We start from the raw sequence: 14,715 nt of genomic DNA, 5'->3' as shown, positions 1-14,715 counted from the left end.
TCCCGAGACCGGGGCCGCCTTGAAGCCATAAGTGCCCCAGCCGACATCCACCAAGAAACCCTCCACCGGCGTATGACCCATCACCGGCGAGTAGTCGGGCGTCATGTCGCACAATCCGGACCACTGGCGCAGAATCCGCATGCGAGAAACGCCGGGCATCAGCTCCAGCACATGGCCGGCCAGCCCCTCGGTGAACTCCAGCGATCCGCGAACCGAGTAGTTGGCATAGGGATCCACCGACGCTCCGAAGACCAGCTCGCCGCGGTCGGTCTGGCTCACATACACGTGCAGCGAACCTGAAACCACCACCGTCGGCAGGAACATCTTCACCGGCTCGGTGACTGCAGCCTGCAGCGGGTGAGTGGTGATGGGCAGCCGTACGCCGGCCATCGTCGCGATGAGCGACGCCCACCCGGCGGTGCAGTTGATCACGATCGGAGTGGAGATGTCGCCCCGGTTCGTGCGCACGCCGGTGACTCGCCCGCCCGCGCCCTTGCCGTCGGGCCCCTCGCCGCCTTCGCAGATGATGTCGATGACCTCGGTCTTCTGGTGCATCTCGACGCCCATGTGGTCGGCGGCGCGGGCGTAGCCCCACACCACTGCGTCGTGGCGCACGACCCCGCCGGGCGGGTGGTACAGGGCGCCCAGGATCGGGTAGCGCGGATGGTCAGAGGTGTCGAGGCTCGGACACTCCTGCTTGATCTCGTCGGGGCCGATCACGCTCGAGTTGACCCCGCCCAGCTTGTTGACCTCGGCCCGCCAGTGCATCGTGCGCAGGGAGGCGTCGGAGTGGGCCAACGTCAGGTGGCCCCGCTGGCTGAACATCACGTTGATGTTCAGCTCCACCGCCATCTGCTCATACAGGTGCACCGAGCGGTCGTAGAAGGCCACCCCTTCGGGGGTGAGGTAGTTGGAGCGCACGATGGCGGTGTTGCGCCCAGAGCCGCCGCTGCCGAGGTAGGCCTTGTCCAGCACGGCCACGTTGGTGATGCCGTGGTTGCGAGCCAGGTAGTAGGCCGTGGCGAGGCCGTGCACGCCACCGCCGATCACCACTGCGTCATAGGAACGCTTCAGGTCGCAGTCGCGCCACACCCGTGGCCAGCTCTCGCCGCGCAGGCCCTTCCAGGCCAGCGCCGCAGCCGAATACTTGGGCGGACGCTTCCGTCCAAGGCGGCCGTTCCCCCTCATCACCATGCAGGTTAAGCACGGCTCTGGGTGAGTCAAAGTATCAATATAGGATTAATTGAGAGCTAACCCATATCAGTCGCATTCATGAACCTGCAACGCCTGCGCTACTTCACTGCCGTGGCCGAGGAACTGCACTTCGGCAGGGCCGCCGATCGGCTCCACATGTCCCAGCCGCCATTGAGCCAGCAGATCCGCCTGTTCGAACGCGAGCTCGATACCACCCTGTTCGACCGCAGCACACGGCGGGTCACGCTCACCGAGGCCGGCAAGTATCTCTATCCCGAAGCCGTGCGGCTGCTCGCAGCAGCGGACGGCGTAGAGCGCCTGATGGAACAGCGTCGAGAGGGCCAGACCGGCACCCTGCGGGTGGGATTCGTGGACTCGGCCGCCTACGAGGTGATGCCGCGCGTGCTGGCTGAGTATCGCCGCCGCTGGCCACGGGTCGACTTCGAGCTGCACACCCTGAGCTCGGATGAGCAAGTGCGAGCCCTGCGTGCTGGGCGTATCGATCTGGGCATCGGCAGGGCCGCCGGGGACGCCGACCAGGTGGAAGCGACCTTCGTGATGCACGAGCGGCTGTTGCTCGCGGCCGGCGGCGCCCACCGGCTGGCTCAGCAGCCGGCTGCAGCACTGCGCGACGTGGCCGGAGAGCCGATCATCGGCTTCGACCGTGGGGTGTCGCCCAGCCTCCACGCCGTGTTGGCTGGGATGTTCAGCGCCCAAGGCGTCGCCTACGACCCGATGATCGAGGCGACGGAGTACACCACCATCTTGGGATTCGTGGCCGCCGGCGAGGGATTGGCAATCGTGCCCGCCAGCGTGCAGACATTCCGGCCGCCAGGCTTGCACTACGTGCCCATCTCCGACGCAGCCGCCTCAGTCCCGCTGCTGCTGCTCACCCCCTCCGGCGAACCGCTGCCACTGGTGACCCAAGCCCTCGACGTCGTCGCCGAGCTCTACGCCCCGCCAACTGCAGCCTGATCCACGCCCCCCGTCGCCCGCGCACCATGCCGCCCGCATCCTCCAGCATCAGCCGCCGGTCCCTACACCAAGCCACCCCACCGCCCACACTCCGAGCCATACCCGCGGCGGCTCGGCTCAGATGGCTAGCTGCGCTCAGGCTGCGGGCTGTGTCTCTTTCGGGGTAATGGAAGGCAGCGTTTGCTGTGAGGTCGCGGTGGGCGGTCTTCGTCCCGGCGGGGAGCGTCTGGGTTTGCGTGAAGGCGCCGGATTCGGGGGGTGCGCCGGGTTTGGAGGGACGAGCCGAAAGCGGCCGTCTCGGACAACGACCTGCCAGTTGTGGTCGTGGATGCGGTCGTGGCAGGACCAGCAGACGAGCACAAGGTTGTCGACACGGGTCTTGCCGCCGCATTTCACCGGGATGATGTGGTGCGCCTCGCACTCGCCCGGCGGCGCCCCACAGCCAATGCACGCGCCGTCGCGTGCAACAAGGGCGCGTCGCTGCGCTGCGGTTGGTGCCCGGCTGGCGACCGTCTCATACAGCGGAGTGAACTCATCGCCGAAAAACTCGATCCACACGTCTGAGTTGCAAGCGAGCCGTGCGAGGGTGCTGGGCGGGATCGGACCGACGCCGCAGACCTCGGCGACACCGCCGGCCTCTCCCAGCAACGCTTCGAGGTCGGCGCGCACGATGATCTCTGCAGCGGCACTCTTGCGCCCGCTTTGACCCGACGCCGTCGCATCCGCTGCGCTCACGTCGTCGGCGCGTATGGCAGCGAGGAGCGTGTCGAGGGCGTCGGCCATGCGCTGGTCGCGGGTCCGAGCTGCCGATTCGGTCGAGCTGCCGGGGGTGGCGCCGGCGTCGTCGCCGACTTCACGGTGACGTTCTCGGCGACGGTCTGCTTGGCGAAGCTCTTCGGCCTGCCGACGCAGTCGATCTTGGATTCGGGCACCCATCTCGGCGTCGAATGAGCCCCGCATCTGCACCGAGCCGTCGTCGCCGTTCCAGAACCGCACATGGCGGTTGCGCCGGTTTCGGCGCTGCTGCGCCGCCAGATCAGCGGCGTCTTGATGGCGGGCAGTCCAGCGCTGCGCGGCGTGAGCGAACTCGTCAACGGGGAGAGTCTTTGCCAACCCGATCAGCTCGAGGTCGCCGTCGACCGCATCTGGGCTTGTCTTGCGGGCGGCGTGTGCGAGACGTGCCGCGTTCGCAAGGCTGATTTGCCCTGCTACGACGGCGTCGTAAGCATCGGGCATCGAGGTCAGCTCGGCATCGATGCGCACATTGCGCGCTGCGTCTGAGCGCGACAGGCCGCTGTGCTGATGAACCAGCGCCGCACCGCCGTCGCCGTGGTTCTCGCGCTGAGCGACAACGGCAGCGGCCTTGGCTTCGAGCAACTCGACGCGGCTACGGAGTTGCTTCGAGAGACCCAGTGCTCGGCGCAGCGCCTGGCTAGATGCGGCCTCGACGCCATCGAGGGCGGTGTTGAGATGCACGAGCGCCTGCTCCACGTGCGAGAACATGTGTTCAATATAACGAACAGATGTCACATATAGGCATTCTCAGATGAATAGACTCATTACGGTTATATGACATTAATTGTTAATAGTTTTTATTTTTTGACATATCTTCCAGAACGGGGCCGATACGCGGCCGCGGAGGCGCGGCCAGTTGCGCCCGGGTCGCTGCTGGAGTCCGTAGAAATCGAATCGTCAGCATTCAGTGCGACGCTTGGTCCGGCCGATCAAGGCTGATCCGATGGGCCGAGACAAGCCGAACAACCGGTGTTGTCGTTCTTGAGCACGTCTGGCAAGAGCGAGCCGAACCGGAAGTGCACCTCGGACGCCGGCTCATCGAGAACATGCCGCGCGGTTACGAGCTTGAACTCCCCGGCCGCCGCTCAAACCGGCCGATTCCGTTCATTGGCTACGCCACCGACGCTCGAAGAGCGGCGCGGGGTGACTGCGCTGTCGCCGACGCCCTGAACGCCGCGCTAGATGGCGAGGTCGTTGAGGTTGTAGTCGCGGATGACGCGCTCGAACGTCTCGTCGTTGTAGCGGAAGTCGTCTTCGAGGCCGACGAAGGGCGCGTAGGTGTAGCGGCGCTCGCCGGGGTGATGCTGCGCCCGGGCGTCGATGGCCACGGCGATCACCGATGACCTCTTGAACACCCGCTCCTCGTCGTAGACGACCACGCCGTCACGCTCGTGCACCCGCAGTTGACCTGCCACGCCGACGACGGACGAGCGCCGATGGAAGCCGAACGTGACCGAGATCCGCGGATCGGCCGAAGTGTTGGCATAAGAGCCGTGGACCATGTGACGGTTCACCACGGTCGCATCCCCCGGCTCGCACAGCAGCGGGATGGCGTCGGGCAGCATCGTGCTGCCGCCGTTGTCGGCAACCTTCGCACGCAGGTCGATGCGCCCCAGCTTGTGCGTGCCGGGCACCACCCACAGTGCATTCGCTGCAGTGGTCTCATAGAGCTGCACCTGGAAGTTGAAGCCGTGGATGCCCATGTCCCAGTCGGGGTTGTCCCAGTGGGTGACCCCGTCCTGGTGCCACGACACGGAGCCACCGAGCCCGGGTTCCTTCACGAAGATGGCGTCGTTGTAGGGAACGAAGTCGGGGCCGTTGATGCTCTCGGCGATCGACATCAGATCGGGATGGCCGTACAGCCGCAGTGCGGAGGGCATCGACTGGCACATGCCGAAGATGAGGTAGACGACATCGGGCGGGGCGTCGGCGTCGGGTGTCGGCTGGTCCATCTGGACCTGGTGGCGGCCGCCGAGGGCGCTGGTGCCGCCGAACGGGTCAGACAGCGGCGCGATGTGGATGTACGGCTCGACTGCGTAGTCGCGGCCCAGCGCGGGCCGGCCGAGGCGGTCGAGGATCTCGCCCTTGCGCACCGGCGCCCGCTCGATGACCTCGCCCACATCGGCCCGGAGCTCGGCAATCTCGTCTGGGCCGACGACGCCGGTGAACACGTAGAAGCCGTGCTTCCAGTAATTCTCCAGGATCTCGGGATGCAGCTTGCCATCGGGCCCGAAACGAACCGGACCCCGGTTGCCGGTCTCGCAGGCTCGTTGCACGCCGCCCGCCAGGTAGTCGGCCATCTCGGCGTGATGCTGCTCTCTCGTCGGCCCATCGGCCGCTTCGGTTCGATCCGCAACGTCAGTCATCGCGCTCCCCCAGGCAGTCCCCGTCGGAACGATGGTAATCGGGCAAGCCACTGGCACTCTCGTGGTCATCCGTGTTCTGCGAGCATGAAGTCATGGAGTTCGCTGAGTACGCAGACCGATACCGCACCGCCGAGGTGACCCGCGACGACGCCGGGGTGGTGACCGTCCGCATGAACACCCGCGGCGGGCCGCTGCAATGGGGCGGCCGCCCGCACCGTGAGCTGCCCGAGCTGTTCATGGCGCTGGCGTCCGACCGTGACATCAAGGTGGTGATCCTGACCGGCACCGGAGACTCGTTCATCGAGCTGCCCGACGAGGTCAACGCGCTCGCCGAAGGGCGCGCCAACGCGACAGTGTGGGACCGCATCATCTGGGAGGGCAACCGGCTCGTCGACCAGATGCTCGACATCGAGGTGCCGATGATCGCCGCAGTGAACGGCCCGGTCACCGTGCATTCGGAACTCGCGGTGCTGTGCGACGTCGTGCTGGCTGCCGAGGGCGCCTACTTCCAGGACGCCCCGCACTTTCCCGGCGGGCTGGTGCCCGGCGACAGCATGCAGATCGTCTGGCCGCTGCTGCTCGGCCCCAACCGGGGCCGCTACTTCCTGCTCACCGGCCAGCAGATCGACGCCGCCGAGGCCCACGAGCTCGGCATCGTGGGCGAGGTGCTGCCCGCCGACGACCTCATGGCCCGAGCTCAGGAGATCGCCGCCGACCTCGCCAAGCTCAACCCGATCCTGCTGCGCAACACCCGCCACGCACTCGTACGCCCCCTGCGCCGCGCCATGGCCGATGACCTGCACACCGGCCTGGCCCTGGAAGCGATCGCCTCGATGTCAGCCCGCGAATGGTTCCGCGACCAGGGTTGAGTCAGCCGGTGATGGCGTCGAGCGTTTCGGTGCTGGGAGCGAAGTAGAACGAGCCAGAAGCCGGGTTCGAGAAGTCGGTGATGGCATCGCGCACGCCATTGGCGTCGTCGAGCCCGTACATCCGGCGCAGCCGGCGCCGCAGCGGTGCCTGGTCTTTGCAGAACGCCATGAAGTACAGCCCCACCGTGCCGTCGTGGAAGGCGTACGGCGTGGAGCGCCGGGCGATCTCGTTGATCTTGTCGCTGCCCTCGTTGCCGTGGTTGCCATCCGCGCGCAGCTCCACATGGCTCAGGTGGCTGTAGGGCTCCTGGCTGTCGGTCTTGTCGGTTTCGGGGAACTTCTTGCGCCCGAAGTTCTTCTCCTGCTGCTCATCGGAGAGCGCGTTCCAGCCGTCGAGATCGTGCACCCAGCGCTGGGCGATGATGTGGCTGCCGCCGGCGCCCGCGTCGCCGTCGGGCACGATGGCCACGGCCGGCTGGTCCTCGTCGGCGGGGTTGCCGGTGCCGTCCTTGAAGCCGGTCATGTCGAGCGAGTCGCCGTAGATGAACGTGGGCGTCTCACGAGCGACCGCCATGTGGCCCGCCAGCGCGGTGCGGGCGTCGTACTGCGCCTTCCACACCTTGTCCTTGTCGTCGTGGTTCAGCCACAGCAACAGCTCTTCCTGGGTGCCCTTGGCCTCACGCCCCGAGCCGTCCTCGGACTGGACGGTGACATAAGCCTGGAAGTCGTCAGGCACGTCGTCGGTGAGCTCGGGCAGCAGGCCCGGGCCGAAGCCGAGCGTCAGGTTGATGCCCTCGGCGTCGCACGCTGCCCGCAGGTCGGCAAGAACGGACGTGATCGCGCCGAGATCCGCGCCCTCGACACGGCTCAGGTGGACGTACCACTGGTTGGCGCCCATTTCGTTGAAGATGGCCTTCTGCGGCGTCGGCATCTGTGCTCCTTGAGGGGTTCGGTAGTGCAAGCGAAAGCAACCCGCCGGGCAGCTCGAGCGGCGGCATGGCGAGATTGCGGGGCTGATCGTAGGCCAACCGGAACGGCGCGCGCACCGCCGGTTCCCGCCGTTCCGCATAGCTGCGGTGTGACTGTTCGACGTGTGCCAGCATGTGGCAATTGACCCCGCCCCCACCAGCGGAGATCCGGCCATGAGCATCACAGCACCACAGCGCACATACGACACCGAGCTGCCGATCCGGGACGATCTGAGAGCCGCCCATGGCGAGATCGCGGCGCGCTGGTCGCGGCCCGGCACGTGGTGGACCGGCGAGCAGCGGGCCGAGATCGTGCGGCAGGTGCGCGCAGCCCGCGACCACCGCACCGACGACGGCGGCACGCTGCCGCCGTGGGTGCAGCCCAGCAGCATCGATGGTCTCGTCGACGCCGACGGCCCGCTGCGGGCCGCTGCGGTCGATGCGGTCTGGCGCATCACCAACCACCCGGGAACGCTGACCGAAGACTGGTACCAGTCGATCATCGATCGCGGCGTGGACCCGCTGGCCTATGTGGAGCTGGTGGGTCTGGTCGCGCAGTCCAACTGCGTCGATCGCTTTGCCGACGCGCTGGAACTGCCGCGCATCGAGCTGGACGAGCCCGCCGACGGCCCCCCGGGGCGGGAAGGCGCACCTGCCGCCGTGAAGTACCACTGGGTTCCCACTGCCGACATCAAGATGCCCAACGTCATCAAGGCGCTCAGCGCCGTGCCGGCGGAGAACGAGGCGCTGTTCATCCTCTCCGACGCCCAGTACGTGCCCATGGAGCGAGTGCGGGGAGATGTGGTGTCCGACCGCAACTCGCTCACCCGGCCCCAGATCGAGGTGCTCGCGGCGCGGACCTCCAAGCTCAACGAGTGCTTCTACTGAACGTCTGCCCACGCGTTGCTGCTCGGTCTGAGCGGCCAGAACAAGGACATGGACGTCAGCTACGAAGCCGTCAACGGCTCCGACGCAGGTGACGGCGGCGGATCCAGGCACCTACGACATGTCGGCGCCGGTGCGCGAAGCCTGCGATCTCAACGGGTTCGTGTCGCGCCGCGATCCCCAGGGCGACCGCCAGACCGCCGGCTGAGCCGCTACCGGTCGACAGGCCTGCGACTGACCGGGCGAGTCTGCGTCGGCGCGAATCCAGCAACACCGCGCCCCGCCACGGTTGTACCGTCGCATCTCAGGACTGCGATTGAAATCGAGTCAGGAGGTGTGAACGTGGGATTTGTGCGCCAGCACGCAGATACCTGGCGTCGCGACGTCCCGGGCGCACGCTGGTTCAAGGCGGACCTGCACATCCACACAGTCGACGATGCACCAGGCGGCGCTGTACAACCGCCCGCTGATTTCGACATGACCTCGCCGTCTTCGAAGCAACTTGAGAAGTATGCGCGGCAATTCCTCGACGCAGCCGTTGCGAACGGTGTGCAAGTGCTCGGACTCACCCCGAACTGCCCGCGCCTCGGCGAGACCGGTGGTCTGAGCGCTGTTTGGCACATCGTGGAGGCGTGGAACCAGGCGGCCCAGGACAACGGGGTGCCCTACCGCCAGCAGATATTCGCCGTCTTCCCAGGGTTCATGCCAAGGTTGAACGACGGGCGCGGTGGCCTCGATCTCGTCTTCCTCTTCGATCCAGAGATTGGTTGTGAGCGCTACCTGGGCCTGTTCGATCTTGTAATGCAGGGCAGGAGCCCGTGGAATGGAGAGCAAGTCACCACCGCCTCGCTCAGAGCGGACGGAGCCTCCGAATTGTTGCGGGACAACTGGCGGCAGGATCGAGTCGCTGCCGCCGAACGGACCTGGGACTACCTCAGCTTGGCCCCAGACGCATTCGGCCAGACCGGACTCCTCGGAACTCCAAGCGAACATATCGGGAGGGAGGATTTCGACGCCGGCGAGTTGGCGGCTCTGGAATTGCCGATGAACTCCTTGCCAGACGAGGCGCTTCTCGGCCAGCCGTGGGTCAAGGATTTCGTCGAGAAACACCGACTGGCCTGCTTCCACAGCAGCGGTGCACACTCAGCTGACGACATAGGCAAACGTCATGTCTGGGTGAAGTTGGAGAATCCGACCATCGAGGCCCTGCGTCAAGCGTTTATCGCCTCGCGCACCCGCGTCCGGATTGGCCACGAGCTAGACGAAGAAGGTTCATGGCAGGATCTGGACGAGCCGCCAGATGCTCTGCAGCATGAGCGTCCGTGGTTGAAGTCGGTAACGGTGGATGGCGGAGCGGCATTCTTTGGCCCGGCACCCCAAGACGGGCCAGTCCGATTTGAGTTCAGCCCCGACTTGACCTGCGTGATCGGCGGCAGCATGACCGGCAAGAGCACTCTGCTCGATGGCTTGCGCGTGCATGTTGATGCACCGCTACCGCAGGATGCTCAGACCCGACAGCAGGTAAGCGAACGAGCAACCGAACGGTTTCTTGCCGGTGCGGCAGCGGTTGAACTCGAATGTCCGGGCCGGGATCCGACGGCGCCGGCGCACGAGAGATGGCCCGCCGTGTTCTTTGCACAAGGCGAGTTGAAGAGCCTCACACAAGACCCCGACGCGGTGCAGCAGATCCTGGCCCGACTCAAGGCTTCGGTTTCCGACGTCATCGGCCAATGCGAACGAAGACTGCAGGAACATGACCGCGAACTCAATCAGCTAGCGCGTCGGCTCGCCGAACTCGACGACCAGATTGAAGAGGCCGAGCAAGCACTGAAGCGCGGCACAGAGGCGCAAGACGCGCTCACCGCGTTCTCGGACGCAGGTGTCGATGACTTCAACAGTGCAACCGCTTCCGCCTCGACATGGCGCGATGTCACCCATGCCGTTGACGAAGTCGTCGCTCAGGCTGGCGCAGTCGTCTCGTCAGTAGAGGCCGTTGCGCTTCCCGACTTCGACGACTCGGGCGATGACGTGACCGCACGGCTCCTCGAGGAGTGGCGGTCGGCGTCGGAAGCCGCACAGGACCTGCGCAGGAATCTTGTCGAGGTCCAGCAAACAGTCGCCGAAGTCCTGCGGACACGCGAATCCCGACGAGATGAGTTGCGAGTTCAGGTCGATCGCATCCTTGCCGCAGAGGGGTTCGACGGAGCGCGGATCAGCGAATTCCAGGAACTCAATGCACGAGCGTCTCTGCTGGACAGCTATCGGGCCAACTTGGATGGCCTGCGTGCTACATCGAGTGACCTCAAGGCGTCGTTCGACAGCACGCTGCAGTCAAGACATGAGCTTGTCGACGAGCACCGTCGACTCTTCGACGAGATCCTGCGAACCGTCGATGAGCAATTCGATGGGCACCTCGCGGGACGGCGCATCGACGACGGCCGCCCAGCACCGCTAGAGGACTTCATCCTGAGTCTCGGCCAGCGTGGCATTACCCGCTGGTGGAACGACAACGATGGCACGCGCCGTCCCTCGCCCCAAGAGCTGCTGGAGCGCCTCGACCAACGCAGCCTGGAAAAGGTTGGTATGAGCAGCACCGTCCAGCAGACTTTTCGCCGGTGCATGACTCCGGCCAAGCGCCGAGAACTCGCGGCGCTGCGCTGCCTCGATCGCTACCTGCTTGAGTTCAAGACGTCCGACCAGAGCTTCCGCCCGCTCGACAAGCTCTCCGGCGGGCAGCGCGTCAACCTGCTGCTGTCACTACTGCTGGCCACGAGCGACAGCCGCCCGCTGGTGATCGACCAACCCGAAGACGAACTCGACAATCGCTTTCTGTTCGAAACCCTTCTGCCAGCACTTCATCGCCTCAAGGGGCGTCGTCAAGTCATCGTGGCCACCCACAATGCGAACATCGTCGTGAACGGCGATGCCGATCAAGTCATCCAACTCGATGCTGAAGGCGAGCACGGCTACATCGCATGCGCTGGGGCCATCGAAGACCCGACGGTGCGCGACGCGATCGTGCAGAGCGTCGACGGCGGTGATGAGGCATTCCGACTGCGCCGGCTCAAATACGGCTTCTGAGCAACTTTGGACAGCAGCTATGCAATGGACCGACATTCTCAATCGGATCGCTGTCGGCGAAGACCAGTTCACCGAGTTCAAGCCTCACTTCCGGGACAGGGACAAAGTCGGAAAGACGATCTGTGCGTTCGCGAACACCGACGGCGGTCTCGTCGTGCTCGGGGTAAGCGACTCCCGACATGTCATTGGCGTCGCCGAGGACAGCGAGCAGGTCCAAGAACGCTTGACTTCCTTCCTGCAAACCGGGTGCAGTTCGCCCGTCAGCGCGCGTCTCGGTCGCCACGAGGATCCCCTCGGCTGGGTCCATTGGATCGAGGTACCGCGCCTACGTGGATTCGAGCCGATGCGCTACGACGGCCGGGTGTGGGTCCGCCGGGGTCGCAGCAGCGTTGAACCGTCACCATCAGAGCTGCAGGACCTGTACAACCTGTTCGGCTACATACTCACCGAGGAGCGGACGATCGAAGCTGCTACAAGCGGCGACATCGATCTCGGCGCCTTCCGTGCATATCTGCGACAACTCGGCATCGAGACCGAAGAAGAACCTCAACCGTACGCCGATGACGACTTGCGCAATCGAAGCGTCCTAGTTGACGTCGGGGGCCAGCTACGACCGACACTGTATGGAGTGCTGGCATTTGGCACCGAGCCGCAGCGCTATCCCCAGACGGCGAGTTTCCGGATCGAATGCGCTGCATACGCGGGTGCCGACCGCGCCGCACCACCTCTCGTCGTCAGCGGCGCCACTGGGCGACTCGATGAGCAGTTGACACGCGCACTCGCTTGGTTCCAGACGCTCGGACGCTTCGAGACCTACAGCGAGCTGCTGCGTACAGACCGCTATCTGCTTCCGATCGAAGCACTGCGGGAGGCCCTGACCAACGCAGTCGCGCATCGCGACTACGCGATTACCGGATCCAAGATTCAGCTAGACGTCTTCGAAGACAGGGCCGAACTGACCAGTCCGGGCTCGCTTCCAAACCACATGACACCCGACAGTGTTCGAGCAGGTGGGTCAGCGCGTTCCCGCAACGAGTCCATCGCCAACTATCTGCTGACGATGAGGTTTATGTCAGGACCTGAAGCGCTTGGTGGGCAGGTGCGGGCCGATATAGCCCACATGCACCTTGCCGGTGATGCGGCCGGTGTCGTCATGAAAATAGAGCCGCGGCGCCAGGCCGCCGTTGGAGAGCTTGAGATGCGCCTCCATGACGATGTGGCCCGCGTCGCTGACGCGCGCCGACACCGGCATGTCCCGCAGGCGCCGAAGCTCGGATCGCCTCATCACCTCTTCGGACTCGCGCATCGCCAGCTTCTTCGAATTCGCGAACCACTTGCGCGGGTGCTTGCTCGACTTGCACCAATCCCGGAAGTCGCCGAACTCGGCGCCTGAGTGGGCGTAGGCCTCCAGCGCGAGCAACCCGTCGAAGACGCTGCGGGCCCATGACCGCGCCTCGATCGAGTTGTCGAGCTCCGCGACGTGCTGGTCGACCTCGGGCGGGATCTCGACCCGGACGAGGTTGGCCCGTGCCAGCTGCAGCGCGTGGCTCACCGAGGTCACCGGCGGGTACTTCCTGCCCGCGGCGTCGGTCACCATCGGGGTGCCGGCCTCGCCGACTCGGACCAGCATCTCCACCATCTGGTCCTCCTTGTCGATGAGCTTCTCCTGGAGCTCTTCAGTCCGGAGCTGCGCCAGCTCAAGCTCGTCCTGCATGTCGAGCACCTGCTGCGACATCTCGTCACGCTGATCCCGGGCTGCCTGTCGCTGCTCGCGCGTCTCGAACAACGCTTCCCACAGATCGTCACGCTCAGATTCGAGCGCCTCGATGCGCTCGTGCAAGCCAGAGCCCGAGGCAAGTTCGGGTGCCCTGCGCTGGCTGCCGAGCTCGGCTTGGGATTGGCTGAAGAGCGTCGGCGGCTCGCGTTCGACCATGGCCAGGCTCAACAGCTGGCTTGCCCAGCGGCCGGCTTGATGCGGGCTTGAACGCACCACTTCCTTGGCGAGCGTGCGGTGCCGGTGCGGCTCGTGCTCACCGGGCAGGTACAGCCGGGCCTCGCCGGGCTCGAGGTCCATCTCGCCGCCGATCAGGCGCTGGAACGGTGTCAGCGTTTCCAGCGGCATGACAAAGACGCGAGCCAAGCCGGCGACCTGCGAAGCCGCGCTCTGCGCTCGCCGGGTCATGTCGCCCAGTGCCGTGTTCGGGTTGATGGGATCCCACGCCAGCACGAGGTACGGCACCGGTCGATCGGGCGACAAGACCGCATTGCGGATGGCCTTGGCGTGCTCGGCATCACGGACAGGAACCGGCGAGGTCGTGAGCGGTTCACGGCCGAGGTGAGGCCGCCCGCCCCGGCGGTGGGCGGTGTCAAGCAACTCGGACACCAGCGACTCCGCTCCCGTCGAGCGGAGCTGGGCCCAGCGCGACTGCCCGGAGTCGGTACCGGGCGCAGCGGGGACCCCCGGGTCGGCCGCACCGAGGCTCCCCGGCGTCGCAGCGATGTGAGGCGCCTCGACATCCACCCAAACCCAGGCTTCGCCATTGCCGCTGAGAACCCGGATCGTGACCACCGACCTGCCCAGTGCGGCGTGCTGTGTGAGCTCCAATGTCGTCGTCGTGACACCGCCGTTCGTCCTGGTGGCCCGCGTCAGGTCGACGCGGCTGCCGTTCTCCCGCGCCATCTGGCCGTCGTCGCCGCCGTCGCCCTCGACGTCGGCCACGTCGAGATGCGGATGCTGCGTCTGAGCCCACGCTCGAAAGCTGCGGGCCACATGCTTGTGCAGCCCGGCGCCCTCGTCCTCCCACATGACGCGGTAGATGACCTCGAGGGCAGCGAGATCATCGTCGGTCAGATCGTGATCGTCCTCAAGCACGGTTCCCCCACGTCGTCATTCCGAGCGAGGCGGCGCATCGCAAGGCCATTCGCTCGAGCCGGTGGGGCCGGAACGCCGCTGTGGGCGCTTCCGGCCGCCATGGCTAGCTCTGTTCGTAGATGGGCGTGAGGAGGGCGCGGCCCAGCGTGGTGCCGAACATGTTGAAGCCGCAGATTGCCGGCGAGACGTTCTCGTCGATCGGCAGCGAGGCAACGCTCAGCGCGTGCACGGCGAACATGTAGCGGTGCGGGCCGTGGCCGGCCGGCGGCGCCGAGCCCAGGTAGCCCGACAGTCCCGCGTCGTTGCGAAGCTGCTTGGCACCGTCGGGCAGCCCGCTGCCTTCGGCGTCGCCGGCACCTGAGGCGAGCTCGGCGCATGAGGCGGGAATGTCGAACACCACCCAGTGCCAGAAACCGCTGCCGGTCGGCGCGTCGGGATCGAAGCAGGTCACGGCATAGCTCTGGGTTCCCTCGGGCGCGCCCGACCACGACAGGTGCGGGGACCGGTCCTCGCCGCCGGCGCCGAAGATGCCCGAAACTTGCGGCATCGGGAGCATCTGCCCCTCGGCAACGTCGTCGCTTCGCACCTCGAACGACGCGACTGCAGGAAGGAAGTCATAGGGGCTGGGAGGTTGTGGCATGACGGGCGCCTTTCTGTTCGCTGACCGGTCTCATGATGGCGGGCCGATCATCATGGGTGCAGCGTGTGCA

At 65.9% G+C, this 14,715-nt stretch carries 10 protein-coding genes and 1 pseudogene; 5 read left to right on the top strand and 6 right to left on the bottom strand.

Going from position 1 to position 14,715, the window contains the following annotated elements; translation table 11 throughout:
• On the bottom strand, positions 1-1,188 hold a 1,188-nt coding region (locus VI480_RS05040), incomplete at its 3' end, for an FAD-dependent oxidoreductase (protein WP_323671728.1).
• 84 nt (positions 1,189-1,272) lie between these two features.
• On the opposite strand from VI480_RS05040, the gene VI480_RS05035 reads away from it, so the two are divergent.
• The gene (locus tag VI480_RS05035) at positions 1,273-2,169 is read left to right on the top strand and encodes a LysR family transcriptional regulator (RefSeq protein ID WP_323671727.1); all 897 of its coding nucleotides are present in this window, start codon (positions 1,273-1,275) and stop codon (positions 2,167-2,169) included.
• Positions 2,170-2,304: 135 nt separating this feature from the next.
• Here VI480_RS05035 and VI480_RS05030 read toward each other — a convergent pair whose 3' ends face one another.
• Together VI480_RS05030 and VI480_RS05025 are read right to left on the bottom strand one after the other, a co-directional pair.
• Positions 2,305-3,672 carry an HNH endonuclease signature motif containing protein gene (locus VI480_RS05030; RefSeq protein ID WP_323671726.1) on the bottom strand — a complete coding sequence of 456 codons (1,368 nt, stop codon included), beginning with the start codon at positions 3,670-3,672 and terminating at the stop codon, positions 2,305-2,307.
• A gap of 470 nt (positions 3,673-4,142) precedes the next feature.
• On the bottom strand, positions 4,143-5,330 hold the full coding sequence (locus tag VI480_RS05025; RefSeq protein ID WP_323671725.1) for a phytanoyl-CoA dioxygenase family protein: 1,188 nt from the start codon (positions 5,328-5,330) through the stop codon (positions 4,143-4,145).
• Between the two features lie 92 nt (positions 5,331-5,422).
• Here VI480_RS05025 and VI480_RS05020 point away from each other — a divergent pair, with 92 nt between their 5' ends.
• Positions 5,423-6,199, top strand: a complete 777-nt coding sequence (locus VI480_RS05020; RefSeq protein WP_323671724.1) for an enoyl-CoA hydratase/isomerase family protein — start codon at positions 5,423-5,425, stop codon at positions 6,197-6,199.
• 1 nt (position 6,200) lies between these two features.
• On the opposite strand, the gene VI480_RS05015 is transcribed toward VI480_RS05020, so the two are convergent.
• A complete protein-coding gene (locus tag VI480_RS05015; RefSeq protein WP_323671723.1) occupies positions 6,201-7,130 on the bottom strand; it encodes a Dyp-type peroxidase in 930 nt (309 codons plus the stop codon).
• A 211-nt stretch (positions 7,131-7,341) separates the two neighbouring features.
• Here VI480_RS05015 and VI480_RS05010 point away from each other — a divergent pair, with 211 nt between their 5' ends.
• The 3 genes and pseudogenes from VI480_RS05010 to VI480_RS15600 form a co-directional block, all read left to right on the top strand.
• A complete protein-coding gene (locus VI480_RS05010; protein ID WP_323671722.1) occupies positions 7,342-8,055 on the top strand; it encodes an alkylhydroperoxidase-related (seleno)protein in 714 nt (237 codons plus the stop codon).
• Positions 8,056-8,712: 657 nt separating this feature from the next.
• Positions 8,713-11,133 carry an AAA family ATPase gene (locus VI480_RS05005; protein WP_323671721.1) on the top strand — a complete coding sequence of 807 codons (2,421 nt, stop codon included), beginning with the start codon at positions 8,713-8,715 and terminating at the stop codon, positions 11,131-11,133.
• A pseudogene (locus VI480_RS15600) lies at positions 11,093-12,193 on the top strand (RNA-binding domain-containing protein); the annotation flags it as partial. The gene VI480_RS05005 and the pseudogene VI480_RS15600, both read left to right, overlap by 41 nt.
• A 12-nt stretch (positions 12,194-12,205) precedes the next feature.
• On the opposite strand, the gene VI480_RS04995 reads toward VI480_RS15600, so the two are convergent.
• Both VI480_RS04995 and VI480_RS04990 read right to left on the bottom strand, forming a co-directional pair.
• Positions 12,206-14,005, bottom strand: a complete 1,800-nt coding sequence (locus VI480_RS04995) for a hypothetical protein (protein ID WP_323671719.1) — start codon at positions 14,003-14,005, stop codon at positions 12,206-12,208.
• Positions 14,006-14,108: 103 nt separating this feature from the next.
• Complete coding sequence (locus VI480_RS04990; RefSeq protein WP_323671718.1) at positions 14,109-14,645, bottom strand: YbhB/YbcL family Raf kinase inhibitor-like protein; 537 nt, start codon at positions 14,643-14,645, stop codon at positions 14,109-14,111.
• Positions 14,646-14,715 lie beyond the last annotated feature (70 nt).

The sequence above is a fragment of the Candidatus Poriferisodalis multihospitum genome, assembly GCF_028283155.1.
GTDB lineage: Bacteria > Actinomycetota > Acidimicrobiia > Acidimicrobiales > Poriferisodalaceae > Poriferisodalis > Poriferisodalis multihospitum.
This window is presented reverse-complemented; position numbering and strand designations above follow the sequence as displayed.

Coding starts and splice junctions, on each gene's coding strand:
- VI480_RS05035 (WP_323671727.1), top strand. CDS start 1,273: ATGAACCTGCAACGCCTGCGCTACTTCACTGCCGTGGCCGAGGAACTG.
- VI480_RS05030 (WP_323671726.1), bottom strand. CDS start 3,672: ATGTTCTCGCACGTGGAGCAGGCGCTCGTGCATCTCAACACCGCCCTC.
- VI480_RS05025 (WP_323671725.1), bottom strand. CDS start 5,330: ATGACTGACGTTGCGGATCGAACCGAAGCGGCCGATGGGCCGACGAGA.
- VI480_RS05020 (WP_323671724.1), top strand. CDS start 5,423: ATGGAGTTCGCTGAGTACGCAGACCGATACCGCACCGCCGAGGTGACC.
- VI480_RS05015 (WP_323671723.1), bottom strand. CDS start 7,130: ATGCCGACGCCGCAGAAGGCCATCTTCAACGAAATGGGCGCCAACCAG.
- VI480_RS05010 (WP_323671722.1), top strand. CDS start 7,342: ATGAGCATCACAGCACCACAGCGCACATACGACACCGAGCTGCCGATC.
- VI480_RS04990 (WP_323671718.1), bottom strand. CDS start 14,645: ATGCCACAACCTCCCAGCCCCTATGACTTCCTTCCTGCAGTCGCGTCG.